The organism is Streptacidiphilus melanogenes, assembly GCF_000787835.1.
GTDB lineage: Bacteria > Actinomycetota > Actinomycetes > Streptomycetales > Streptomycetaceae > Streptacidiphilus > Streptacidiphilus melanogenes.
In genome coordinates, this window is the sequence record NZ_BBPP01000038.1 from 38,603 (window position 1) to 63,537 (window position 24,935).

Here is a 24,935-nt window from a genome sequence, read left to right on the forward strand (position 1 = left end):
CCCTCGTCCCAGGGACCCGTGCGTCCGACGCCGCCGACGGTGCCCGCCGTGCCGGAGCCCGCGCCCGTGCCCGCGTTCCACCAGCAGCCCGCCTACGTCTCGGTCGCTCCGAGCGCGGCGCCTGCGCAGCCGGAGGAGCGGCGTCGCGGCAACCGCGCCGTGCTGACGGTCGTCGCGGCGGTCGTCGCCGTGGCCGCCATCGCGGGCACGGCGATCGCCCTGACCGGCGGCGGCAAGCCCGGCACGACCAAAACGACGGCGCAGCAGGGCGGCAGCACCACCGGCGTGGACGGCACGCCGGGAGCGTCCGGCACGTCGGGCGCTCCGAGCGCCCACGCGTCGTCCTCGGCGGCGGCGTCCGCGACGGCCGGCGCGCCGGACACCTCCGCGTCGGCGTCGGCGGCCGGCGCGTCGGGGACCCGTCCGGGCGCCTCGGCGAGCTCCAAGCCGGGCGGCGGGACGTCGACCAGCCCGGCCGGGTCCCAGACCACCCCGGCCGGCTCGCAGACGACGCCCGCCGCGCCGCACACGTCAGCTCCGCCGCCGCCGAGCACGCCGGCCTGGCTCCAGAACTGCACCTACTACTCCGGCAGCGCGGAGACCGACAAGTACGCCCCCAACAACGCCAACACCGCCGCGAACAAGGAGGTGCAGTGCCTGCTCTGGTACCGCGGCTCCAAGTACCAGGCCATCCTCGGCCCGGTCGGCGGCATCGACGGGCAGTTCGGCGACGGCACGGCGAAGGCCGTGGAGGCGTTCCAGAGCTGCATGGGCCTCAGCGCCGACGGCGGTGTGGGCCCGCAGACCTGGCCGGTGCTGCGCAGCCGCAGCAACTGCTAACGCGGTGCCCGCCCCGACAGGGCCAGGGCGCGGGTGAAGGGCGGGGCGTCGGCCGGGACGGCGATCGGGTCGGCGAAGCCGCTGTACTCGCGGAACATCTGCGCCCACTGCTCGACCTGGCCCAGCACCGCCGTGGCGGTCGCGTCGTCCAGGGTGTAGGTCTGGCCGGAGCCCTGCGCCGCCTCCCAGCCGTGGAGGGCGAACTCCAGCAGGATCATCCCGGCGATCGCCGCCGCAGGGACGGCGGAGTCGCCCATCGGCATCTCCCGCTCCCAGACCGACGGGTCGGACCAGGCCGCGAGGGCCTTGTCGACCTGCTGGGCGTAGGCCTCGGCCCAGCCGGGGTCCGCGGTGAAGTCGCGCTCGTACCACTCGGCGGGGACGGAGCCGCCCTCCGCACGCAGGGCGAAGTTGTGGGCGGTCCACAGGACCAGGTGGTTCACGACGGCGCGCAGGTCCCACTCGGCCGAGGGGGTCGGCGCGTCCAGGGCGGCCGGGTCGATGCCCCGCAGCACGCGGACGGTCTCGGCGGCGCAGGCGCGCAGCGCGCCGTACAGCTCGGGAAGCTCGGACGGGTCGTTCCTGTCGTTCGTGTCGTTCATGACCACGACGGTACGGACGGGACGCGGCGCGGTCTTGAAGAAACGCGACACGCACCGGCCTGTCCGGCGGAGCCTTCCGGGCCCGGACGGACCCGAGGAGTTCCGCCGGACAGGGCCTAGGGTGGTGGTCATGGAGCGGAACGGCGGCGGCCGCACGGCGCCCAGGGGCGTGCTGCACCCGGAGCAGGGCGCGAGCCGGTTCACGGTCACGACCGCGCCGCCGGGGCCCGCGCTCGCGCCGTACGTGGAGTACCACTGGATCGTCCGCTGGGACGTGACCGGACACCCTCCCTACGACTCGCAGGTGCTCTCCCACCCGAACGTGCACCTGGTCTTCGAGCCGACCGGGCCGCTGGTCTACGGGGTGATCCGCGGCGTCTACACCCGCCGTCTCGTCGACGCGGGACAGGTGCACGGGGTCCGCTTCCTGCCGGGCGGCTTCCGGGCCTTCGCGGACGGGCCGGTCCAGGAGCTGACCGACCGGGTGCTGCCCGCCGGGACGGTCTTCGGGCCCGACGCGGACGAGCTGTGCCCGCGCGTGCTGGCCGGTGCGGAGACGGACGCGATGGTGGCCCTGGTCGAGGACTTCCTGACCGCCCGCCTGCCGGCCGCGCCGGACCCGCAGGCGGCCCAGGTCGCCGCCGTCGTGAGGGAGATGACGGCCGACCACACGCTGGTCCGCGTCGAGCAGGTGGCGGCGCGGTTCGACCTCCCGCCGCGCACGCTCCAGCGGCTCTTCGCCGAGTACGTCGGGGTGGGCCCGAAGGCGGTGCTGCGCCGCGCTCGTCTGCACGAGGCGGCGCAGCGCGCCGACAGCGGGTCCGTGGACTGGGCGGCCCTCGCCGCCGATCTGGGCTACAGCGACCAGGCTCATCTGACCCGTGACTTCACGGCCGTGGTGGGCGTGCCGCCGTCCCGGTACTCCCGGGGGGAGCGTTGATCAGCCCAGCGCGAGGGCCTGGACGCGGGAGACGTCGCCGTTGAACTTGTCGTGGTCGCCGACGTAGGGGCCGGAGTCGGTGTACTGCCACATCGTGTAGTAGCCCCAGCCGGCCGGGAGGGTGCCGGGGGAGCCGTTGTAGTTGGCGATCCAGAGCGGGTCGTTGGCCGCGAACCCGCCGTAGTTGCCGGTGCACTGGACCCACCAGGAGGTCGCGGTGTAGATCACCGCCCAGCGGCCGGTGCGGGCGTGGTACTCGCCCAGGAAGCTCGAGATCCAGTTGACCATCGCACTCTGCGACAGGCCGTAGCAGGCGGCGCCGTAGGGGTCCCATTCGATGTCCAGGACGCCCGGCAGGGTCTTGCCGTCGGCGGACCAGCCGCCGCCGTGGTTGACGAAGTAGTCCGCCTGGACCGTGCCCGAGGTCGTGTCCGGGGTGGCGAAGTGGTAGGCGGCGCGGATCATGCCGACGTTGTAGGGGCCGTTGTACTGCTGCGCGAAGTCGGGGTTGGTGTAGTAGGTGCCTTCGGTGGCCTTGGTGTAGGCCCAGCGGACGCCGCTGTTCCACAGCGTCGTCCAGTTCACCGTGCCCTGGTAGCTGGAGACGTCCACGCCTTCGGTCTGCGTGACCATCGGCTGGACGCTCCCACCGGCTCCGCCGCCCCCGTGCGAGCGGACGCCGATGCCCATGTAGGCGTCGCCGCGCGGCAGTTTGGCGGCCGCGGCCTGCGCGGGGTCCGCGTGCGCGGGCGCGACGGGGATCGCGGCCGCCAGGCCGAGCGCCGCGAACAGGGTCGCGGCGGCGGTGAGTCTGTGGGGGAGAGAAAGGGAGTTCATTGCGTCGCGCCTCCGTGTTGTCCTCGTGCTGGACGGCAAAGGGCTTGCGAGAACGCTGAACTGACGGCCGGAAAGCTTCTTGTCCCAGCCATGCCACAGGCATGCTACGCATGTAGACCCGGATCGGGAAAGAGTTTTCATGGACTTGCGATGAACTCTTCCAGGGCCGCACCCGGAGCCCCGCGTGTGCCAGACTCGGTCGCATGCAGAGTGATCATCTGACCGTCGGCGACGGCGACCCGGAGCTCGCCGCGCGGCTCTCCGCCGGCCTCGACGAGGTCAACTTCCCGGCGACCGGCACCACGGCGGCCGACCAGGGTCGACTCTCCGTCAAGGTCGTGGACGGCGCGGGGGAGATCGTCGGCGGCCTGGCGGCCTGGACGTGGGGCGGACTGCTCGGCATCGAGATGCTGTGGGTCCGCGAGGACAGCCGCAAGGACGGCTGGGGCAGTCGGATTCTGCTCGCCGCCGAGGAGGAGGCCCGTCGCCGCGGCTGCGACCGGGCCGCCGTCTCCTCGTTCACCTTCCAGGCCCCGGGCTTCTACCAGCGCCACGGCTATCGCGAGACCGGCCGCACGCTCGGCATCCCCGGCGGCGCCGAGGACGTTCACATGTTCAAGGAGCTCACCTAACCTGGGCCGGTGGCAGGCGCATCGGACGAGGACGACGAGGCACGGCGCAATCCGCTGCTGGACCCACGGCTGGCCGGCGCGGGCGGACTGCTGATCACCGCTGCGGCGCTCGCGTTCGTGCTTGCGCACGGCGGCCACCACGCACCGGGGCCCGCGTCCGCGCCCAGCCCGAAGGCTGCCCCGGCGAGCGCGAGCGGGTAGGCCGAAGGCCGGCGTCCGCCCCCGGAGGGGAGTCGGCACCGGCCTTCGGAGTGGGGCGGGGGCTCAGTCGACCTCGGCGACCGCCTGGGCGAACTGGGCCTTGTAGAGCCGGGCGTAGGCGCCGTCCTGGTCCAGCAGCGAGGCGTGGTCGCCCTGTTCGACGATCGCGCCGTTCTCCATCACCAGGATGGTGTCCGCGTCGCGGATCGTGGAGAGGCGGTGGGCGATGACGAACGCCGTGCGGCCCGAACGGAGCTTGGCCATGGCGCGCTGGATCAGCACCTCGGTACGGGTGTCGACGGAGCTGGTCGCCTCGTCCAGGACGAGGATCGACGGCTCGGCCAGGAATGCCCGCGCGATGGTGATCAGCTGCTTCTCGCCCGCGCTGACGCCGGTGCCCTCGTCGTCGATGACGGTGTCGTAGCCGTCCGGCAGGGTGCGCACGAAGCGGTCGACGTGGGCGGCCTTGGCCGCCGCGACGATCTGCTCGCGCGTCGCTCCCGCGGACCCGTAGGCGATGTTGTCGGCGATGGAGCCGCCGAACAGCCAGGTGTCCTGGAGCACCATGCCGATGTTCCCGCGCAGTTCCTCGCGGTTCATCCCGGCCACGTCGACGCCGTCCAGCGTGATCCGGCCGCCCGTCGGCTCGTAGAACCGCATCAGCAGGTTGACCAGCGTGGTCTTGCCGGCACCGGTCGGACCGACGATGGCCACGGTGTGGCCGGGATCGGCCAGCAGCGACAGGTCCTCGATGAGCGGCTTCTCCGGGTCGTAGCGGAACGCGACGTGCTCGAACTCGACCCGCCCGCGCACCACGTCCGGACGCGCCGGCTGCTCGGGCTCGGGCGACTGCTCGTCCGCGTCCAGCAGCTCGAAGACGCGCTCGGCCGAGGCCACGCCGGACTGCACCAGGTTGGCCATCGCCGCGACCTGGGTCAGCGGCTGGCTGAACTGGCGCGAGTACTGGATGAACGCCTGCACGTCACCGATCGACAGCGCGCCCGAGGCGACCCGCAGACCGCCCACGACCGCCACGATGACGTAGTTCAGGTTGCCGATGAACATCATCGACGGCTGGATCAGACCCGAGATGAACTGCGCCTTGAAGCTGGACTGGTAGAGCTTCTCGTTCTCCGCGTGGAACTGCTCGACGGCCTCCTTCTGGTGGCCGAAGACCTTGACCAGCGAGTGGCCGGTGTACATCTCCTCGATGTGCGCGTTCAGCTTGCCGGTGGACTTCCACTGCTGCACGAACTGCGGCTGCGCCCGCTTGCCGACCTTGGCCGCCAGCACCGCCGAGGCGGGGATGGAGACCAGCGCGATCAGGGCCAGGATCCAGGAGATGTAGAACATCATCGTCAGCACGCCGACGACCATCAGCAGCGAGGTGATGATCTGCGACATGGTCTGCTGCAGCGTCTGCGCGATGTTGTCGATGTCGTTGGTGACCCGGCTCAGCACCTCGCCGCGCGGCTGCTTGTCGTAGTAGCTGAGCGGCAGCCGGGCCAGCTTGTCCTCGACGTCCGCGCGCAGACGGTTCGCGGCGCGCTGGACGGCCACGTTGGCCAGGCGCGCCTGGACGATGCCGCACAGGCCGGCGAACAGGTAGATCAGCGCGACCCAGAGCAGCACGGTGCCCACCGCGCCGAAGTCGATCCCCTTGCCGGGAGTGAAGTGGATCGACGACAGCATCTGCTGCTGCTGGTGGTTCAGGTGCGCGTTCAGGGCCGCCGGGTTGGTCCCTGCGGGGATCTTCTTGCCGAAGACGCCGCCCAGGATCAGGTCGGTCGCGTGACCGAGCACCTTGGGGCCGATGACCGAGAGCGCGACGCTGACCGTGGCCAGCGCCAGCACGCCGATGATCAGCGGGCGTTCGGGCCGCAGCCGGCCCAGCAGCCGCTTGCCGGACGCCTTGAAGTCCATCGACTTCTCGGCGGGCTGGCCGCCGCCCATCCAGCGGGCGGGGCCCGTCGCGGCCCCGGGACGGCGCTTGGCCGCCGCCTTCGCTTCGTCGCCGCCGGAGCTCATGCCGCCTCCTCCTCGGTGAGCTGAGACAGCACGATCTCTCGGTACGTCTCGTTGTCGTCCATCAGTTCACGGTGGGTGCCCTCGCCGACGATCTGGCCCTCGTCGAGAACGATGATCCGGTCCGCGTTGCGGATCGTGGAGACGCGCTGCGCGACGATGACCACCGTCGAGTCCTGCGTCTCCTGCTCCAGCGCGGCGCGCAGCCGCGCGTCGGTCGCGTAGTCGAGCGCGGAGAAGGAGTCGTCGAAGAGGTAGACCTCGGGCTTGCGCACCAGGGCGCGGGCGATGGCCAGGCGCTGGCGCTGGCCGCCGGAGACGTTGGTGCCGCCCTGCGCGATCGGCGCGTCCAGGCCCTCGGTGAACGTCGAGACGAAGTCCTTGGCCTGCGCGGTCGCAAGGGCCGCCCACAACTCCTCGTCCGTCGCGTCGGGGTTGCCGTAGCGGAGGTTGGAGGCGACGCTGCCGCTGAACAGGTAGGGCTTCTGCGGGACGAGGCCGATGGACTTGGACAGCACCGCCTCGTCGAGGTCGCGCACGTCGACGCCGTCGACCAGCACGGAGCCGTCGGTGACGTCGGAGAGCCGCGGGATCAGGTTGATCAGCGTGGTCTTGCCGGAGCCGGTCGAGCCGATGATCGCGGTGGTCTCGCCGGGCCGGGCGGTGAAGGAGATGTCGCGCAGCACGGCCGCCTCGGCGCCCGGGTAGCGGAACTCGGCGCCGCGGACCTCGAGGAAGCCGCGGGCGGACAGCTCGCGGACCGGGGTGGACGGCGGGGCGACGGTGGTGTCGGTGCCGAGCACCTCCTGGATGCGCTCGGCGCAGACCTCGGCGCGCGGCACCATCATGAACATGAAGGTGGCCATCATGACCGACATCAGGATCTGCATCAGGTAGCTGAGGAACGCCGTCAGCGCGCCGATCTGCATGCCGCCGGAGTCGATCCGGTGCGCGCCGAACCAGATGACGGCGACGCTGGAGAGGTTGACCACCAGCATGACCAGCGGGAACATCAGCGCCATCAGCCGGCCGACGCGCAGGCCCACATCGGTCAGGTCGTCGTTGGCGGAGCGGAAGCGGTCGCGCTCGTGGGTGTCCTTGACGAAGGCGCGGATCACGCGCAGGCCGCTGATCTGCTCGCGCAGCACGCGGTTGACGGTGTCGATGCGCTCCTGCATGGAGCGGAACAGCGGGCGCATCCGGCTGACGGTGAAGCCGATGATGACGCCCAGGATCGGCACGATGACGACCAGCAGGCTGGAGAGCGGCACGTCCTGGTTGAGCGCCAGGATGATGCCGCCGACGCACATGATCGGCGCGGAGACCATCAGGGTGAAGGTCATCAGCACCAGCATCTGCACCTGCTGCACGTCGTTGGTGCTGCGGGTGATCAGGGAGGGGGCGCCGAACTGCCCGACCTCGCGCACGGAGAAGGACTGGACCCGGGTGAAGACGGAGGCCCTGACGTCCCGGCCCAGCGCCATGGCGGTCCGAGCGCCGAAGTACACGGCGCCGACGGAGCAGACCACCTGGGCCAGCGAGACGCCGATCATGATCCCGCCGGTCGCGAGGATGTAGCCGGAATCGCCCTTGATGACGCCGTTGTCGATGATGTCGGCGTTGAGGGTGGGAAGGTAGAGGGTCGCGATCGTCTGGACCAGCTGGAGCAGGACCAGCAGGGTGATCGGCCTGGAATACGGCCTCAGATGGGCGCGCAGGAGTCGGATCAGCACAACGGATCTCTCAGAGGAGGAGAGGAGCTGGTGGGCGAAGGATGGTGAAGGTATCTGCGTACACCGTACCCGGTTGCGGGGGCGCGGGCCATCCATTTGGAGGCGCGCCATGGTATGGAGCTTACCTGCCGACCGGCAAGTTGTGTGAGCGCCCTCACCTTCTCCCTCTTACGCCCGAGCCCCTAACGTCCTACGCTGATCGTTGCCCGCTGGTTACTCGTGAGTTAAACAGTGGGTCGGAAGTGACGCCCGCAGTCTGCCCGCACCGCAGTCCGCCGTCACCCACCCCCGCAGTCAGCCCCGCCGTCCGCACCGCTTTTCGCCCCTCGGCCGCCCCACACCGGCCGTCCGGGCACCGGAGGTAGCCGTGAGCTTGAAGCCGCTCGTCGCCGAGCCCCTGCTGGACAATCGCCCGGAGTCCGTGGCGCAGCTTTTCCTCGCCCGTGTCGCCTCCACCCCCGACCGGGTGGCCTACCGCTACCCCGTGCCGGTCGACGAGCACGCCGCCGACGGCACGCCCGGCGCCGAGCAGTGGCGTTCCATGACCTGGGGACAGGCGGCCGAGCGGGTCCAGGACATCGCGGCCGGTCTGATGAGCCTCGGCGTCGTCCCGGAGGAGCGCGTCGGGATCTCCTGCTCGACGCGGATCGAGTGGATCCTGATCGACCTCGGCATCATGTGCGCGGGCGCGGCCGTCACCGCCGTCTACCCCAGCACCAACGGCGAGGAGACCGCGTTCATCCTCTCCGACTCCGGCAGCCGCGCGATCTTCGTCGAGGACCGCAAGCAGCTGGTCAAGGTGCTCGGTGTGCTCGGCGAGGCGCCGGAGGTCCGGGTCGTGATCACCGTCGACGGCAGCAAGCCGGAGCCGGGCGCGGAGCCGGACGGCGTCCAGGTGCTCTCGCTCGCCGAGCTGGAGGAGCGCGGCGTCGCCCACCTGAAGGAGCACGCCGACGCGGTCGCCGTGACCGTCGCCTCCCTCAAGCGCGAGCAGCTGGCCACCCTCATCTACACCTCCGGCACCACCGGCCGCCCCAAGGGCGTCCGCCTGCTCCACGACTGCTGGGCCTACCAGGCCGCCGCGCAGACCTCCCTCGGGCTGACCGACGACACCGACGTGCAGTACCTGTGGCTGCCGCTGTCCCACGTCTTCGGCAAGACGCTGACCTCCGGTCACATCCAGCAGGGCTCGGTCATCGCGGTCGACGGCCGGATCGACAAGATCATCACCAACCTGCCGCTGGTCCAGCCGACCTACATGGCCGCCGCGCCGCGCATCTTCGAGAAGGTCTACAACGGCATCGCCGGCCGGGCCCGGGCCGAGGGCGGCGCCAAGTACAAGATCTTCATGTGGGCGGCCGGCGTCGCCCGCGAGTACGCCGAGACGGCGCAGAAGAACGAGATCACGACGGGTTCGCGGACCGTCCCGTTCCCGCTCCAGCTCAAGCACGCGGTCGCGGACAAGCTCGTCTTCGCCAAGATCCGCGCGGCCTTCGGCGGACGGCTGCGGGCGTGCGTGTCCGGGTCGGCGGCGCTGGCCCCGGACATCAACTACTTCTTCTCCGGCGCGGGCGTCCACATCCTCGAGGGCTACGGCCTGAGCGAGACCTCGGCGGGCTCCACGGTCAACCCGGGCGAGAGCTACCGCGTCGGCACCGTCGGCCGCCCGCTGCCCGGCACCGAGGTCCGCATCGCCGAGGACGGCGAGATCCTGCTGCGCGGCCCCGGCGTCATGCAGGGCTACCACAACCAGCCCGAGAAGACCGCCGAGGTGCTGGAGGCCGACGGCTGGTTCCACACCGGCGACATCGGCGAGCTCGACAACGACGGCTTCCTGCGGATCACCGACCGCAAGAAGGACATGTTCAAGACCTCCGGCGGCAAGTACGTCGCCCCGAGCGAGGTCGAGGGCCGCTTCAAGGCGGTCTGCCCGTTCGTCAGCAACATCCTGGTCATCGGCAACGGCCGCAACTTCTGCACCGCGCTGATCACCCTGGACGAGCCGGCCATCATGCAGTGGGCCGGCAGCAACGGTCAGGCCGGCAAGGACTACGCCGATGTCTGCACCTCCGCCGAGACGCACCAGCTCATCTCCGGCTTCGTCGACCAGCTCAACGGCGGGCTGCAGCGCTGGCAGACGGTCAAGAAGTTCACCGTCCTGCCCCGCGACCTCGACGTCGAGCACGGCGAGCTCACCCCGAGCCTCAAGGTCAAGCGCCCGGTCGTCGAGCGGGAGAACGCCGAGCTGATCGAGGCGATGTACGCGGGCGCACGGGAGGCGTAGTTTCCGGAGCGGTCAGGGCGTACCGGACAATAGGCGGTATGCCCTCCGCTCTGCCCGACGGCGAAGCCGTCCCCGCCGACGGCGCGCTGCCCGAGACCGCCCTCGCCGGGCTGGGCGCGCGCCCCTTCGGCTTCTACGTCCACGTCCCGTACTGCGCCACCCGCTGCGGGTACTGCGACTTCAACACCTACACCGCCACCGAGCTGCGCTCCTCCGGCGCCGTCGCGTCGCAGGACACCTACGCCGACCACCTGATCGCCGAGATCCGCCTCGCGCGGCGGGTCCTCGGAGACGCGGACCTGCCGGTTACGACGGTCTTCCTCGGCGGCGGGACGCCGACGCTGCTGCCCGCCCGCGACCTGGTGCGGATGCTGGCCGCGATCCGCGACGAGTTCGGCCTCGCGGCGGGCGCGGAGGTCACGACGGAGGCCAACCCGGAGTCCGTCGACCCGGCCTACCTGAGCGAACTGCGCGAGGGCGGGTTCACCCGCCTCAGCTTCGGCATGCAGAGCGTGCGCCCGCACGTGCTGCAGCTGCTCGACCGCCACCACACCCCGGGCCGCCCGCAGGCCTGCGTCGCCGAGGCGCGCGCCGCGGGCTTCGAGCACGTCAACCTCGACCTGATCTACGGCACCCCGGGCGAGTCCGACGACGACTGGCGCGCCTCGCTGGACGCGGCCCTGGCCGCCGAGCCGGACCACGTCAGCGCCTACGCCCTCATCGTCGAGGAGGGCACCAAGCTGGCCGCCCGCATCCGCCGTGGCGAGATCCCGATGACCGACGACGACGTCCACGCCGACCGTTACCTCATCGCGGAGGAGCGGCTCCGCGCGGCGGGCATGGAGTGGTACGAGGTCTCCAACTGGGCGACCTCGGACGCCGCGCGCTGCCGCCACAACGAGCTGTACTGGACCGGCGCCGACTGGTGGGGTGCGGGCCCCGGCGCGCACAGCCACGTCGGCGGCGTGCGCTGGTGGAACCGCAAGCACCCGGCGGCGTACGCGCAGGCGCTGGAGGCGGGCGCGACCCCGGCCCAGGGCCGCGAACGGCTGGAGGACGAGGACCGCCGCGTCGAGCGCGTCCTGCTGGAGCTCCGCCTCTCCGAGGGCTGCCCGCTGGACCTGCTGCGCGAGGCCGGTCGCAAGGCGGCCGACCGGGCGCTCGCGGACGGACTGCTGGAGGCCGGGCCGTTCGCGGCGGGCCGGGCCGTGCTGACGCTGCGCGGACGCCTGCTCGCGGACGCGGTGGTCCGGGACCTGGTCGACTGACCGGTATCGGCGGGGCCGTGGGTCGGCGGGGCCGCGGCGCGGTAGCGTCTGCCGGGTGACCCCACTCACCCCGAGCGTCCTCGACGCGCTGACCCGCGCGCGCTACGTCAGCCTCACCACGTACCGGAAGGACGGCACGCCGGTGGCCACCCCGGTCTGGCACGCCATGGACGACGGTCGGCTCTACGTCTGGACCGAGGCCGGCAGCGGCAAGGTCAAGCGCCTTCGCCGGAGCGGCGCGGTCAAGGTCGTCGTCTGCGACGTGCGCGGCCGGATCGCGCCGGGCGCGGCCGAGGCCGAGGGCACCGGGCGGCTCCTCGACGCCGAGGGCACCGAGAAGGTGCGCCGCCTGATGGGGCGCAAGTACCTGATGTTCCGACTGGGCGACTGGTGGTCGAGGTTGACGGGCCGTCGGCGCCGGCACCCGATCGCCACCGTGGAGATCGACTTCTGACGGTCCTGACCTGTCGCCCGGGTCTTCTACGATGTCCGCCATGGACACGGGGGGACAGCCGCCGACTCGGCTGATCGACGGTCGCTTCGAGCTGCTGGAGCGGCTGGGCGGCGGGGGCATGGGGCTGGTCTGGCGCGCCCGCGACATCGCGCTGGAGCGCGAGGTGGCGCTGAAGGAGGTGCGCTCGGGCGACCCGGCCCTGGACGCCGCCGATCCGACGGCGGCTGCGGAGCTGCGCGAGCGGGTGCTGCGCGAGGCCCGGGCACTGGCCCGGCTGCACCACCCGAACGTGGCGGTGATCCACCACATCGTCGACAGCGCCGAGTACCCGCACCCGTGGCTGGTCATGGAGCTGGTCACCGGCGGGAGCCTCGGCGACCGGCTGGACCGCTCGCCGCTCTCCGCGACGGAGGCCGCCCGGATCGGCCGGGGCCTGCTGTCGGCCCTGCGGGCCGCGCATGCGGCCGGGATCATGCACCGCGACGTCAAGCCGGGCAACGTGCTGCTGCGCCCCGACGGCACACCGGTCCTGACGGACTTCGGGATCGCCGCGTTCGACGACGCCACCGGCCTGACCAGGACCGGCTCGCTGGTGGGATCGCCCGAGTACATCGCGCCCGAGCGGATCCGCGGCCGGGAGGGCGACCCCTCCTCGGACCTGTGGTCCCTGGGCATGCTGCTCTACGTCGCCGTCGAGGGCCGCCACCCGCTGCGCCGCAGCACCGCGCTGGCCACCCTCGCGGCCGTGCTGGACGAGCCGCTGCCGCCCCCGACGCGCGCGGGCCGTCTCGGCCCGCTGCTGATGGCGCTGCTGTCGAGAGACCCTGCGTTGCGCCCGGACGCCGACCAGGCCGACCGCGCCTTGGCCGAGGCGGAGGCCGGAGTCGAGGTCGGGAACCAGACGCAGGCCTGGGCGGCACCGTCGGCCGACCGGGCGTCGGACGGCGGCACCCGCGTCCTGTCAGGGGCTCCCGCCGCCCCCGCGGACCGTGTGCCCGAGGGCCTCGGCGGCTTCGCTCCGCCGCAGCCGCCGGGCATGCCGCCTCTGGGCACGCCGTCTCTGGGCACACCGCCTCTGGGAAGCCCGTCGCCGGGCATACCGTCGCCGGGCACACCGCCGTTCGGCACGCCCCCGTCCGACGCGCTGCCGTTCGGCACCCCGCCGCTCGGGACCACCCCCTACGGCACACCGCCCTTGGGCACGACACCACCCCTTGCTCCGCCGTTCGGCACGACGCCCTACGGCACGGTGCCGTTCGGAACGGCGCAGACAGGCGCCGTCGCCAGACCTCGGCGACGTGCGCCCATGGCCGCCGTCATGGGCGTCGTGGTGCTCGCCGCGGGCGGCACGCTCGCCTGGGGCCTGCTCGGCTCCGGCCTCGCGGCGGGGAACGGCGGCAGCCCCTCCGGGCTCACCGCCTCCCACACGTCGTCCGCCACGGCGCCGACCGGTACCGCGCCGACCGGGCCGGCCGATGCCGGACCCTCGGGAGCCGACCTGCTGACCCCCGCCGGCCTGCGCCACGCCGTCGCGGCCATGCGGCCGATGATCCCCGGTGACAAGGTCTTCCAACTCGTCGTCTATTCGGGCTACGTGGTCGCCCAGGTGCCCACCGCGGGCGGCCGGGAGTTCGACGAGATCGAGTACAGCGGCGGCCATGTGACCCGCCTGACCGGCGGCGTGGCCGTCGACGAGAAGCAGGTCGACCTGGGGGTCTACGACTGGAACGTGGTCCCGGCACTGCTGCGCAAGGCGCAGGACACGCTCAAGGTGCCGAACGCGACGAGCCGTTATCTCATCGTCGAGCCGGACATGTTCGACGGCACGCCCGTCATCGCCGTCTATCTCTCCGACGCCAACGGCGGGAGCGGCTACCTCACCGCCGACACCAAGGGCGTCGTGCAGCGCACCTACCCCTTCGGCTCCTGAAGCGGATTGGTAGGCTCGCGCTTTCCTGACGGCCCGGCGTGAGGGGAGCGGGTGACGGGCTGGAATCCGGCCGCCGAGCAGGCCTACCACGCCTTCTTCGAGCGCCACCACGCCGAACTGTCGCGGCTCGCCTACCTGCTGACCGGTGAGCCGGACGCCGCCGACGACCTTGCGGCCGACGCCCTGCTGGAGGTGTGGCGCCACTGGGACCGCGTCAGCGCGGCGGACTCGCCCGCGGCCTACGCGCGCGGCGTCCTCGCGAACCTGTGCCGCAACCGCGCCCGGCGGCTGGGGCGTGAGCGTCGCGGTTGGCGTGCGCTGTGGAACGAGAGCGCTCACACCGCGCGGGGTACGGACGTCCCGGCGGTCGTGGACGTGCGCGGTGCGTTGCGGCGGCTGCCGTACCGGCGGCGGGCCTGCGTGGTGCTGCGGTACGCCTTCGACCTGTCGGAGAAGGAGACCGCGCAGGCGCTCGGGATCAGCGTCGGTACTGTGAAGAGTCAGACGTCGCGGGGTGCCGCGCAACTGGCCGCGCTGCTGCGCGGGGTGGACGGGAAGCCGGACGGGGATGCGGACGGGTGGCTCGTGACGGTCGGGGAGGAACGGTGACGGACGATCTGCGCGACGCGCTGCGCGCCGAGGCCGCGCGGCACCGGCCCGACCGGGAGGCGATCCTGGCGCGCGTGGCCGCCGGGCAGGCGCCGGAACGCCGCGCGCGCAAGCGCCGCACCCCGCTGCGGGTCGCCGGTCTGGCGACGGCGTGCGCGCTGCTGCTCGGCACGAGCGTGGCCGGGACCTGGGCGGCCGTCGGCCACTACCTCACCCCTGCGCCTGCGGCCGCGCCGACGACCACGGTGAGCACGCGCCCGTCCACGCCCGTTCCCGGCCCCTCCGGAACCGGGGCCACGGCAAGCCCTGCCCCGAGCGGGGGGTCCGCCGCCGCGGGGGGCCCGCACACCCCGTCGGGCCCGGCCTCCGCCTCCGCCGCGGGCACCGCCGCGGGCTCCACCTCGGTCGCGCCGGGGCAGTCTCCCGGCCCGACCCGGGTCCAGCAGGGTTTCCTCTGGTCGGACGGCTCCGTCGACCCGGGCAGCAGCGACTCCTGGGCGCAGAGCGACGTGACGCTGCAGACCGCGTTCACCGTCACCGCCCTCGACGTGACCCTCCGCGTCGCCCTCACCGCAGGGGTGACCACCACGGGCCAGTGGTCCACCGTCCCGGCGCAGGACCTCGACGTCACGGTGAGCCGCCAGGGCGGGTTCCTGCTCTACGAGTGGACCCTCAAGCCCGGCGCGACGCTCGCCCCGGGGACGTACGCGTTCGCCGGGCAGTACGACCACGCCCCGGGCGGCCGCGACGCCGGCCGGGACAGCTACGCCGCGAAGGCCACCGGCCACGGCCAACCGGCCTCCGTCTACGGGAACTTCTACCCGACGCCTCACTGATGAGGGCGCAGCAGCCCGCGGTTGAACGCCTCGGTGACGGCGGCGGCCCGGTCGGAGACGCCGAGTTTGGCGTAGATGTTGAGCAGGTGGGACTTGACCGTGGCCTCGGTGATGAAGAGCTTGCCCGCCGCCTCGCGGTTGGTGGAGCCGGAGGCGACCAACTGCAGGACCTCCAGCTCCCGCTGGCTCAGCGGCCCGGTGTCCGCCGGGGGAGGTACGGAGGCTGACGGTGCGGGGGCGCGGACCCGCCGCATCAGCAGCGCCGCCGCGGAGGAGGCCAGCACCGACTCGCCCCGCGCCGTCGCGCGGACCGCGCGCACGAGCTCGTCGCGCGGAGCGTCCTTGAGCAGGTAGCCCGCCGCCCCCGCCGCGATCGCGGGCAGCACGTGCGCGTCGGTGTCGTACGTCGTCAGCACCAGTACCCGGGCCGTGCTGCCGCGGCGCACGAGCTCGCGGATCGCGGTGACGCCGTCGGTGCCGGGCATCTGCAGATCCATCAGGACGACATCCGGTCCGTGCGCCTCGGCCAGCCGCACCGCCTCCGCGCCGTCGGCGGCCTCGCCGACCACCTCGAAGCCCGGCTCGCGGGCGAAGAGCCCGGCCAGGCCGTCCCGCACCACCGGATGGTCGTCCGCGACCAGCAGTCTGATCGCCCGGCCCTCCGCGGTGCCCGCGCCCGCGTCCCCGCTCATCTCTCCACCTCCGTCGGTCCGGCCGCCGGCACGCGCGCCGAGATGCCGGTGCCGGAGCCCGGCTCCGACTCGATCTGCAGCGTCCCCGCGACCGACTCGATGCGTTCCCTCATCCCGACCAGTCCGAACCCGCCGTCCGCACGCGGCACGGCGACGGCCAGGCGGGCGGGGTCGAAGCCCTCGCCGTCGTCGACCACGTCCAGGGCGACCTCGGCCTCCAGATACGACAGCGTCAGCGCCACCTGTGACGCGCGGGCGTGCTTGGCCACATTGGCCAGCGCCTCCTGCGCGGTGCGCAGCAGCGCCAGTTCGGTCTCGGGGGAGAGCGGCCGCGCGGTGCCGGTCGTGGCGAGCCGGACCGGCGTCCCGTGGAGGGTGGTCCAGCGTTCGGTCACGCCCGCCAGCGCGTCACCGAGCCGCGCCGTCCGCAGCGGCTCGGGGCTCAGCGCGTGCACGGAGCGGCGCGCCTCGGTCAGGCTCTCCTTGGCCAGCCGTGCGGCCAGGTCGACATGGCGGCGCCAGACAACCGGGTCGGCCTTCGGCCCCTCCGCGGCCTGCTCGGCCGCCCGCAGCTGCGCGATGATGCCGGTGAAGCCCTGCGCCAGGGTGTCGTGGATCTCGCGCGCCATCCGGCGGCGCTCGTCCTGCACCCCCGCCTCCCGCGCCCCGGCCAGCAGCTGCTCGTGCAGGGCGGCGTTCTCCGCGAGGCTCGCCTCCAGCCGCCGGTTGGTCGCCTGGACCTCGGCGAGCGCGCGCTCCCGCTCCTGCTGGTAGCGGTTGCCGCGCTGGGCGTACCAGGAGAAGCCGCACATCGGCGCGATGTTGGCGAGAAGCACGGCGAGGTACTCCGCCGCGCCCAGCGGTGTGCCCTTGTCCACGCCGTAGGCCTGGGCCGTGCCCGCGACCGCCGCGACGAGGCCCACCGCGAGGGGCTCCCAGGGCCACGGGACCACCCGGAACGCGTAGACGTAGCAGGCCGGGGTGAAGAAGCCGAACCACGGGTCCCGGACCACCAGCACGGCCACCACGGCCATCAGGACCGTGAAGAAGACCGCCATCACCCGCGGGCGTTCCCGCCACTGCGGGTGGAGCGTGAAGACCGCGAGCATCCACGCCGCCGCCAGCGCGCACAGCGCCAGGTCGACGGCGAGGGCGCCGCCGCTGCCGCCCTTGTCGGCCACGGTCACCAGGGCGAGTAGGCCGAGGAGGAGGTAGGGCATCACCGTCGCCGCCCACGGCCACCGCCGCGCGGGATCCTCCATGCCCTCCTCCTTCCTCCTGCCGGGCCGCCGCCAATCTATCGGCGCCGCGCGCCGCGTACCGGTGGTCCGGCCGCTCCGGCTCACGCCGCGGCGAACGCGCCGCGCAGGTGCCGGCCGTTCGCAATGGCCACGACGCCCACCAGCAGCACCCCGCACAGGCCCTGCTCGATCCGCATCCACACGGGCAGGAATCCGGGGAGCGAGACGATGACGGTGATGGCCACGACCATCGCCGCCGAGGTGATCCGCAGCCGGCGGAACGCGCGGCGGCTGCCGCGGGCGCTGCGCACCACGAACGACAGCATCAGCAGCGAGGTGACCGCGACGATCCCGCCACGGACCCACACGGTCGCGGTGACCAGGTCGCTGTGACCGCGCATCAGGTAGGCGGCGCTGAGGGTCGCCACGCTCAGTCCGGCGTATCCGGCGACGAGGGTCTTCAGGGTCCGGAACGCCGTGAGGCTGAGCGGGTGCGCCAGTGCGTCGTCGCCGATCGTCCGGGTGGAGGCGGAACGGGGAGCGTTGGTGCTGATCATGACCGGGTCCTTCCGGGGTCGTGTCCTGGCCTTTTCGGCTCCCTTCCAGGGTCGTCACGCGGGGCGCCGCACACATCGACCGGTCCACGGGGTGCGGGGCTGATTCCGTCGGCCCACCGAACGGCTGATCCGCCTCCACCGATCGGCTGGTTGAGCCCTTCAAAAAAGTTCGCGAGCCCGGCAACCTTTCCGGAGCGCCGGACCACCAAGGGTCGTATCTGTTCTTCCGCCAGCACACAACAGGACTGACTCGGTGTCACAGACTCGACGACCTTCCGCCCACCGCCGCTCCGCGCTCGCCCGGCGCTGGCTCGCCGCCGCGGCGACCCTGACCGTGACCGGGGCCGGCATCGCGGCGGTACCGCTCTTCGCGGGCGCCAGCACGGCCTCCCCGGCGGCGACCGCCGCCCACCGCACGCTCGCCGTCGCCGCCGACGGCCACGCGCAGTACCGCACCGTCCAGGCGGCGGTGGACGCCGCCGCGCCGGGCGACACGATCCGCATCGCCAAGGGCACCTACCACGAGGTGGTGACCGTCCCGGCGAGCAAGACCGGACTCACCCTCGCGGGGGCGACCGGCAACCCCGCCGACGTGGTCATCACCTTCGGCAACGCCTCCGGCACACCCAAGCCCGGCGGTTCGACCTACGGCACCCTCGGCAGCGCGACCGCGACCTTCGCCGCGCCCGGCATGACCGTGGCGCACCTCACCGTCGCCAACTCCTTCTCCAGGGCGGCGCAGCCCGGCGTCGCGAACACCCAGGCGGTCGCGCTGGCCGCCGAGGGGGACCGGCAGGTGTACCTCGACGACCGCTTCCTGGGCCACCAGGACACCCTGCTGGCCTGGTCGCCCAAGTCCACCGCGCAGACCCGCCAGTACTTCCGCGACGACTACGTCAGCGGCGACGTGGACTTCCTGTTCGGCAACGCCACAGCGGTCTTCGACCACGACACCCTCGACGCGCTGGACGACGGGGCCCGGCCCGGCGGCGTGAACGGCGTGCTGACGGCGGCGAACACCGAGGCCTCGAAGAAGTACGGCTTCCTGGTCACCGACAGCACGGTGCTGAGCACCGCCAAGGCCGACACCTACTGGCTGGGCCGCCCCTGGCACCCGACGGCCTCGGCCGTGGCCCAGGTGGTGGTCCGGAACACCGTGCTCCCGGCGGCGGTCAGGAGCGCCGCGCCCTGGACTGACATGGGCGGGTTCAGCTGGACGTCCGCGCGGTTCCGCTCCTACGCGAACACCGGCGCGGGCGCCGCTGTGAGCGCTCACAGCGGCGACAGTCCGCAGCTGACCGCCGCTCAGGCCGCGCAGTACACCGCTCAGGCGTACCTCGCGGGCACCGACGGCTGGAACCCGACCGCGACCACTCCGACCACCGCGACCACGACCGCCCCGACCGCCACCACACCCGCCGGGACCCTCGCCACCGGCGACGCCCGCCGGGTGAGCGAGCCGAAGGTGCCGACGACCGTCTGCGCCACCGTCCAGGCCACGCTGGCGATGCCGAACCGCGTCGCGTCGAGCGGCGCCGAGACCACCCCTCCGGACACCGGCCGGATCCAGCGCGCGCTGGACGCCTGCACGCAGACCGGCTCCGGCACCGTCGCGGTGAAGCTCGCCGCCGCCGACGCCTCGCACACCGCATTCCTGAGCGGGCCGCTGACCGTCCACCGCGGCGAGGTGCTGCTGCTGGACCCGACCGTCACCCTCTTCGGCTCCCGCAACCCCGTGAACTACCAGGTCAGCGGCAAGGGCAAGCCGACGTGCGGCACGCTCTCCGCCTCGTCCGGCGACTGCACGCCGCTGATCACCGTCGCGGGCGCGAACGCGGGCATCGAGGCGGTGCGCGCGGCCAGCGGGGCCCAGGGGCGGATCGACGGCCGCGGCGACCAGGCCGTCCTCGGTGGGAGCACGACCTGGTGGGGGCTGGCCACCGCCGCGCAGAAGGCCGGCAAGAACCAGAACAACCCCCGCCTGATCCAGGCCAACAGCTCTGACAACTTCACCCTCTACCACCTGGACCTGCTCAACTCGCCCAACTTCCACGTGGTCTACAACGGCGGCACCGGCTTCACCGCCTGGGGCGTCCGGATCAAGACCCCGGCCACCGCCCGCAACACCGACGGCATCGACCCGGCCGGCGCGACGAACGTGACGATCAACGACAGCTTCGTCATGGACGGCGACGACGGCGTCGCCATCAAGGGCGGCAGCGCCGCGAGCCGCAACATCACGATCGAGAACAGCCACTTCTACGGCACCCACGGGATCTCTGTCGGCAGCGAGACCAACAGCGGCGTCAGCAACGTCCTGGTCCGCGGCAACACGGTCACCGGCACGGACGACGAAGGGAACGTCAGCGGCAGCAGCAGCGGTATCCGGATCAAGTCCTCGCCCGCCAACGGCGGCACGGTCAGCGACGTCAGCTACCTGGACACCTGCGTCACCGCCGTCCGCGCGCCGATGGTCTTCGACACCCACTACTCGGGCGGCTCCGGCTCCTACGTCCCCTGGTTCACCCGCATCACCGTCGACGGCTTCCGCGCGACCGCCTCACCGTCCGGCGCCAGGTCCACCTTCGTGGGCCTCGACGCGGGCCACCCGCTCGGGCTCGCGCTGTCGAACGTCAGCGTGGACACCGGCGCGAACACCGCCTCCTACGCGGCGATCACGGCCTACGACGACAACCTGAAGCCGTCCGGGACGGGTGTGCGGGTCGTCGCCGTCGGCGGCACCGGTTCGCTGCCGTCATGCGCCTTCCCGGCCTTCCCGACCCTCTGACCTGGCGGTCCTTCAGTCCGGCTGCGTGACGAAGTCGATCAGTTCCTCGACCCGGCCGAGCAGGGCCGGGTCGAGGTCCTTGTAGGAGCGGACCGAGCCGAGGATGCGCTTCCACGCCGCCGGGGTGTCCAGCGGCCACCCCAGCCGGGCGCAGACGCCCTTCTTCCAGTCCTCCCCGCGCGGCACCTCCGGCCAGGCGGCGACCCCGACGGAGGCGGGCTTCACGGCGGCCCAGATGTCGATGAACGGGTGCCCGACCACGAGCACGTGTGCGCCGGTGACCTGTGCCGCGATCCGCGCCTCCTTGCTGCCCGGCACCAGGTGGTCCACCAGCACGCCCAGCCGCCGACCCGGCTCCGGGGCGAACTCCGCGACGATCGCCGGGAGATCGTCGACGCCCTCCAGGTACTCGACCACGACGCCCTCGATCCGCAGGTCGTCGCCCCAGACCCGCTCGACCAGCTCGGCGTCGTGCCGCCCCTCGACGTAGATCCGGCTCGGCAGCGCGACGCGCGCCTTCACGCCCTGCACGGCGATCGACCCGGACGCCGTCCGCGCCGGGCCCTGCGGCTTCACGGCCGCGCCCGGCTGTGGGCGCACCAGCGTCACCGGCCTGCCGTCCACCAGGAACCCACGCGGCGTCATCGGGAAGACCCGGAGCTTGCCGTGCCGGTCCTCGAGGGTGACGGTGAACCCCTCGGCGGTCTTCTCGCAGCGCACCACCGCGCCGCAGAAGCCCGTCGTGGCCTCCTCCACCACCAGGTCCCGCTCCGCGGGCACCTCCGGCACGGCGGAGGGTCGCTTCCACGGCGGCGTCAGGTCCAGCGCGTCATATCGGCTCACCCGCCGATCATCGCAGAGGCGGGGCCGGTGGGCGTGGGGGACGGCGGCGCGCGGGTTGATTGGCCATCATGGGCGGGTGGCCGCACCGTATGGCGAGACGACGCTCGAACCCCTCCGGGGTCCGCTCACGGGTTACTGCTACCGGATGCTCGGCGCCGCCGGCGAGGTCGACGACGCCGTGCAGGAGACGCTGCTGCGCGCCCACCGCAACCTGCACCGCCACGACGCGAGCCGGGCGAGCCTGTCCACCTGGGTGCACAGCATCGCCACCAACGTCTGCCTCGACCTGCTGCGCAGCGCGCGCCGCCGGGCGCTGCCGTGGGATCTGGGCCCGGCCTCGACCAGCGGCGAGCTGGGCGCGCCGCTGCCCGACGCGCAGTGGGTCGAGCCGCTGGCGGACTCGCGCCTGCCGCACGTCGCCGACCCGGCCGAGCTCGCCGTGCGCCGCGAGTCGGTGCGGCTGGCCTTCGTCGCCGCGCTGCAGTGGCTCCCGCCCCGGCAGCGGGCGGCCCTGGTGCTGCGCGACGTGCTGGGCTTCAGCGCGGCCGAGACCGCCCAGATCCTCGACTGCACCACCGCCGCCGCCAACAGCGCGCTCCAGCGCGCCCGCGCCACCCTCGAGGAGCACCGGCCCCCGCCCGCCGACGCCACGGCCCCGGACGACGCCGAGCAGCAGCGGCTGCTGCGCGACTACGTGGACGCCTTCGAGTCCCACGACGTGGACCGCCTGATCGGCCTGCTCGCCGACGACGTGCGCTCCGGCATGCCGCCGTTCCTGTGGTGGCTGCACGGTCCGGCTGCCATCGGGGTGGCCGTCGAGGCGGGCGCGGAGTACTGCGCCGACGACCGCATGCTGCCGGGCGCCCCCGCCAACGGCAGCCCGACCATCGGCCAGTACCGGCCGGACGCGGACGGGGTGCTGCGGCCGTTCGCACTGCTCGTGCTGGAGGTGCGGGGCGGCCGGATCAGCGAGATCGTCACCTACCTCGGCGCGGGCGAGCGCTTCGCCGAGTTCGGCCTGCCGCCGCATCCGTGAACCGGTTCTGCGGAGAGCGATGAATTCCCGGCCTCCCCGTCGTACCAGGAGTGACAGAAGGCCGTTTTCGGGAAGCGAAGGTACGACCATGACCAGTCGGCAGACTGACCGGAAAGCCCCGACGTATCTGAAGGCCCAGACGCATCTGAAGGCCCAGACGTATCTCAAGGCCCAGACGTATCTCAAGGCCCAGACCTACGCCGAGCGCGAGCGCCTCGCCGCGCTCCTCGCCGAGCTCACCCCCGCGCAGTGGGACGCACCGTCGCTGTGTGCGGGCTGGCGGGTGCGCGAGGTCGTCGCGCACATCACGTTCCCGTTCCGGACCAGGCCGCTGCGCTTCTTCGCAGGCTTGGCGGCGGCGGGCTTCTCCTTCAACCGCTACTCCGACACGGCCGCCCGCCGGGACGCCTCCCGCATGTCCGCGGACGAGCTGCTGCGCTCCCTGCGCGACAACATCCGCGACCCCTGGCGGCCCCCGCGCGGCGGCCAGGCGGGGGCGCTGAGCCACGACGTGATCCACGGCCTCGACATCACCGAACCGCTCGGCCTCCCGGCTGCCCCGCCGGACCGCGTCGCCCTCGTCCTCGCCGACACCGACACCGACGCACGCTCACTGGCCTATTTCGGCGTCGACCTCACCGGCTTCACGCTCCGCGCCACCGACGCCGAGGTCGCCATCGGCACGGGAGCGCACGTGGTGGAGCTCCCGGCCAAGGACATCCTGCTGACCGTCACCGGCCGCAGCCCGCTCCCTGCCGTCAGCCCATGACCGGGTAGTCGCGCGGCTTGCCGGTCCAGTCGTTCTCCGGGTTCTTCGGTGACACCAGCTCGACCGCCGCCAGAGCCCTGCTGTTCCAGCACCTCATCGTCGGGCGGACGGGGGCTACAGCCCCGGCGCGCCCCACACGGGGAACCAGCGGTTGAGGTCCTGCTCGATGCGGAGGTCGTTGGCGAGCATCGCCTTGATCTGGAGCTCGAGGGGGTTGTCCCGCTTCTCGCCCGGGAGGGGGGCGAAGGGGTAGAAGCTGCCGCGCTTGTAGAGGTAGACCAGGGCCAGGCGGCGGCGCTGGGCGTCGGTGAAGTTGACCAGCGTGCACAGCAGCTGGGGGCCGAAGCCCTGGGACTCCAGGCCCGAGTTGACCGCGTGGACGTCGTTGACCAGGGAGACGATGTCGTCGGGCGACTGGCGGGCGGTGATCCAGCTGTAGCCGTAGGAGTCCCGCTGGGTCACCTCGATCGGCTCGCCGCCGCGGTTGGTGTCCGCGTCCAGCAGGGCCTGGATGTCCTGTTGGACCTGGGCGAAGGCGCCGCCCTCGGCCGCGGCGAAGCAGACGGAGCCGACGCCGGTCGGCTTGAACCCGGCCGCGGCCTCCAGGGTGATCGCGGCCGAGGGGAGGCCGAACAGTTGGTCGAGATCGGGCTTGACCGGCTTGGTGCGGCCCAGCAGGGCGTCCAGGAAACCCATCGCTACGTCTGTCCTCTCGGCCTTGCGGCGCTGCTTCTTCTGCTGCTGTTCTAGCGCATCGCTCAGCTCTTGCCGAGCTCGGCGGAGATCTTGCCCAGCTGCTCCAGCCGCTGCTCCAGCGACGGGTGGGTGGAGAAGGCGTTCGCCGCGACCTCGCGGGCCGACAGGGCCGGGGCGAAGTAGAAGGCGTTGTACGGCTGCGCCTGGCGCAGGTCCTTGGTCGGGATCGCGGCGATGTCGCCGGTCACCTTGGTCAGCGCCGAGGCCAGCGCCGAGGGGCGGCCGGTCAGCAGCGCGGCCGAGCGGTCCGCGGACAGCTCGCGGTAGCGCGACAGAAGCCGGGTGAGCAGGAAGCTGATCGCGTAGACGACGGCGCTGACCGCGATGACGACCAGAGCCGCGACCGCCGCGTTGTCGTTGTCGCGGTTGTCGCGGTCGTTGAAGCCGCCGAACATGCCGAACTGGATGCCGACGCGGGTGATGATGCCCGCCAGCACGCCGAGGAAGCCGGCGATGGTCATCACCATGACGTCGCGGTGCGCGACGTGCGAGAGCTCGTGGGCGAGCACGCCCTCCAGCTCCTCCGGCTCCAGCCGGCGCAGCAGGCCCGTGGTGACGCACACCACGGCGTTCTTCTCGTTGCGGCCGGTGGCGAAGGCGTTCGGCATGTCGGTGTCGGCCACGGCGACCCGCGGCTTCTCCATGTCGGCCAGCGCGCAGAGGCGGTCGATGGTGCCGTGCAGCTCGGGGTATTCCTGCGGGGAGACCTCACGGGCGCCCATGCTGAACGCGGCGATCTTGTCGCTGAACCAGAACTGGGCGATGAAGAGCCCACCGGCGACGATCACCACGATCGGCCATGCGCCGCGCAGCAGCACCAGCAGCAGGCCGACGAAGGCCACGAACAGGAGGCCGATCAGGAACATCGTGATCAGCATGCGCGTGGTCAGCCCGCGGTCCGGAGCGAAACGAGTCCTGGACATGAGGTCCCTCCTGGGCGGTGAACTGCCGATCGCAATTCTGCCGTGCCGCCTTCGGTATGTGGTACGTCTGACGAGGTCCAGACGTTCCGGTCGCGGACCGTCGCGCTTTACACTGACAGCTGACGGAGGCTGGCACTCG

The 24,935-nt window shown here is 72.5% G+C and carries 23 protein-coding genes; 13 read left to right on the forward strand and 10 right to left on the reverse strand.

Features of this window, described 5'->3' with window-relative positions:
- The coding region (locus tag TR49_RS30315) for a peptidoglycan-binding domain-containing protein (protein ID WP_236653592.1) at positions 1–840 on the forward strand (840 nt) is incomplete at its 5' end.
- Here the strand turns inward: TR49_RS30315 and TR49_RS30320 are convergent.
- Positions 837–1,442: a TIGR03086 family metal-binding protein gene (locus TR49_RS30320; RefSeq protein WP_042387278.1), complete on the reverse strand. Its 606-nt coding sequence runs from the start codon at positions 1,440–1,442 to the stop codon at positions 837–839. The two genes, TR49_RS30315 and TR49_RS30320, sit on opposite strands and share 4 nt — an antisense overlap.
- A gap of 130 nt (positions 1,443–1,572) precedes the next feature.
- Here TR49_RS30320 and TR49_RS30325 point away from each other — a divergent pair, with 130 nt between their 5' ends.
- The gene (locus TR49_RS30325; RefSeq protein ID WP_042387225.1) at positions 1,573–2,382 is read left to right on the forward strand and encodes a helix-turn-helix domain-containing protein; all 810 of its coding nucleotides are present in this window, start codon (positions 1,573–1,575) and stop codon (positions 2,380–2,382) included.
- Here TR49_RS30325 and TR49_RS30330 read toward each other — a convergent pair whose 3' ends face one another.
- A complete protein-coding gene (locus TR49_RS30330) occupies positions 2,383–3,219 on the reverse strand; it encodes a lysozyme (protein WP_042387226.1) in 837 nt (278 codons plus the stop codon).
- A 203-nt stretch (positions 3,220–3,422) separates the two neighbouring features.
- Here TR49_RS30330 and TR49_RS30335 point away from each other — a divergent pair, with 203 nt between their 5' ends.
- A complete protein-coding gene (locus TR49_RS30335) occupies positions 3,423–3,851 on the forward strand; it encodes a GNAT family N-acetyltransferase (RefSeq protein WP_042387228.1) in 429 nt (142 codons plus the stop codon).
- A 9-nt stretch (positions 3,852–3,860) separates the two neighbouring features.
- Positions 3,861–4,052, forward strand: coding sequence for a hypothetical protein (locus TR49_RS30340; RefSeq protein ID WP_042387230.1), 192 nt, complete (start codon positions 3,861–3,863; stop codon positions 4,050–4,052).
- A 63-nt stretch (positions 4,053–4,115) separates the two neighbouring features.
- Here the strand turns inward: TR49_RS30340 and TR49_RS30345 are convergent, their stop codons facing one another.
- Together TR49_RS30345 and TR49_RS30350 are read right to left on the reverse strand one after the other, a co-directional pair.
- On the reverse strand, positions 4,116–6,080 hold the full coding sequence (locus TR49_RS30345; protein ID WP_042387231.1) for an ABC transporter ATP-binding protein: 1,965 nt from the start codon (positions 6,078–6,080) through the stop codon (positions 4,116–4,118).
- Positions 6,077–7,810, reverse strand: coding sequence for an ABC transporter ATP-binding protein (locus TR49_RS30350; protein WP_042387232.1), 1,734 nt, complete (start codon positions 7,808–7,810; stop codon positions 6,077–6,079). Before TR49_RS30350 ends, TR49_RS30345 begins: the two co-directional genes overlap by 4 nt.
- 367 nt (positions 7,811–8,177) lie before the next feature.
- Here TR49_RS30350 and TR49_RS30355 point away from each other — a divergent pair, with 367 nt between their 5' ends.
- From TR49_RS30355 to TR49_RS30380, 6 genes are read left to right on the forward strand one after another with little or no spacing between them, the layout of a single operon-like run.
- The gene (locus tag TR49_RS30355) at positions 8,178–10,094 is read left to right on the forward strand and encodes an AMP-dependent synthetase/ligase (protein WP_236653593.1); all 1,917 of its coding nucleotides are present in this window, start codon (positions 8,178–8,180) and stop codon (positions 10,092–10,094) included.
- A gap of 38 nt (positions 10,095–10,132) precedes the next feature.
- Positions 10,133–11,362: a radical SAM family heme chaperone HemW gene (hemW, locus tag TR49_RS30360; protein ID WP_042387233.1), complete on the forward strand. Its 1,230-nt coding sequence runs from the start codon at positions 10,133–10,135 to the stop codon at positions 11,360–11,362.
- A gap of 55 nt (positions 11,363–11,417) precedes the next feature.
- Complete coding sequence (locus tag TR49_RS30365) at positions 11,418–11,816, forward strand: PPOX class F420-dependent oxidoreductase (RefSeq protein ID WP_084725603.1); 399 nt, start codon at positions 11,418–11,420, stop codon at positions 11,814–11,816.
- Positions 11,817–11,856: 40 nt separating this feature from the next.
- Positions 11,857–13,746: a serine/threonine-protein kinase gene (locus TR49_RS30370; protein WP_052434761.1), complete on the forward strand. Its 1,890-nt coding sequence runs from the start codon at positions 11,857–11,859 to the stop codon at positions 13,744–13,746.
- A 51-nt stretch (positions 13,747–13,797) separates the two neighbouring features.
- Positions 13,798–14,355, forward strand: coding sequence for a SigE family RNA polymerase sigma factor (locus tag TR49_RS30375; RefSeq protein WP_042387236.1), 558 nt, complete (start codon positions 13,798–13,800; stop codon positions 14,353–14,355).
- Positions 14,352–15,191, forward strand: coding sequence for a hypothetical protein (locus TR49_RS30380; protein WP_042387237.1), 840 nt, complete (start codon positions 14,352–14,354; stop codon positions 15,189–15,191). The genes TR49_RS30375 and TR49_RS30380 overlap by 4 nt, the downstream gene beginning before the upstream one ends.
- Here the strand turns inward: TR49_RS30380 and TR49_RS30385 are convergent.
- The 3 genes from TR49_RS30385 to TR49_RS30395 form a co-directional block, all read right to left on the reverse strand.
- On the reverse strand, positions 15,185–15,883 hold the full coding sequence (locus TR49_RS30385; RefSeq protein ID WP_042387238.1) for a response regulator transcription factor: 699 nt from the start codon (positions 15,881–15,883) through the stop codon (positions 15,185–15,187). The two genes, TR49_RS30380 and TR49_RS30385, sit on opposite strands and share 7 nt — an antisense overlap.
- Positions 15,880–17,145 carry a sensor histidine kinase gene (locus tag TR49_RS30390; RefSeq protein WP_042387239.1) on the reverse strand — a complete coding sequence of 422 codons (1,266 nt, stop codon included), beginning with the start codon at positions 17,143–17,145 and terminating at the stop codon, positions 15,880–15,882. The genes TR49_RS30385 and TR49_RS30390 overlap by 4 nt, the downstream gene beginning before the upstream one ends.
- A gap of 80 nt (positions 17,146–17,225) precedes the next feature.
- Positions 17,226–17,681: a hypothetical protein gene (locus TR49_RS30395; protein WP_042387241.1), complete on the reverse strand. Its 456-nt coding sequence runs from the start codon at positions 17,679–17,681 to the stop codon at positions 17,226–17,228.
- Between the two features lie 253 nt (positions 17,682–17,934).
- Here TR49_RS30395 and TR49_RS41850 point away from each other — a divergent pair, with 253 nt between their 5' ends.
- Positions 17,935–20,469: a pectinesterase family protein gene (locus tag TR49_RS41850; protein ID WP_084725604.1), complete on the forward strand. Its 2,535-nt coding sequence runs from the start codon at positions 17,935–17,937 to the stop codon at positions 20,467–20,469.
- Positions 20,470–20,481: 12 nt separating this feature from the next.
- On the opposite strand, the gene TR49_RS30410 is transcribed toward TR49_RS41850, so the two are convergent.
- Positions 20,482–21,312 (reverse strand): DUF3097 domain-containing protein, encoded by an 831-nt coding sequence (locus tag TR49_RS30410; protein ID WP_042387243.1) that lies wholly within the window; start codon positions 21,310–21,312, stop codon positions 20,482–20,484.
- 76 nt (positions 21,313–21,388) lie between these two features.
- On the opposite strand from TR49_RS30410, the gene TR49_RS30415 reads away from it, so the two are divergent.
- The gene (locus TR49_RS30415) at positions 21,389–22,348 is read left to right on the forward strand and encodes an RNA polymerase subunit sigma-70 (RefSeq protein WP_052434762.1); all 960 of its coding nucleotides are present in this window, start codon (positions 21,389–21,391) and stop codon (positions 22,346–22,348) included.
- Positions 22,349–22,436: 88 nt separating this feature from the next.
- The gene (locus tag TR49_RS30420; RefSeq protein WP_084725605.1) at positions 22,437–23,117 is read left to right on the forward strand and encodes a maleylpyruvate isomerase family mycothiol-dependent enzyme; all 681 of its coding nucleotides are present in this window, start codon (positions 22,437–22,439) and stop codon (positions 23,115–23,117) included.
- 114 nt (positions 23,118–23,231) lie between these two features.
- On the opposite strand, the gene pspAB is transcribed toward TR49_RS30420, so the two are convergent.
- Together pspAB and htpX are read right to left on the reverse strand one after the other, a co-directional pair.
- On the reverse strand, positions 23,232–23,813 hold the full coding sequence (pspAB, locus tag TR49_RS30425; protein ID WP_042387245.1) for a PspA-associated protein PspAB: 582 nt from the start codon (positions 23,811–23,813) through the stop codon (positions 23,232–23,234).
- A gap of 62 nt (positions 23,814–23,875) precedes the next feature.
- Entirely contained in the window at positions 23,876–24,796 is a 921-nt protein-coding gene (gene htpX / locus TR49_RS30430) for a zinc metalloprotease HtpX (RefSeq protein ID WP_042387246.1), read from the reverse strand.
- Positions 24,797–24,935 lie beyond the last annotated feature (139 nt).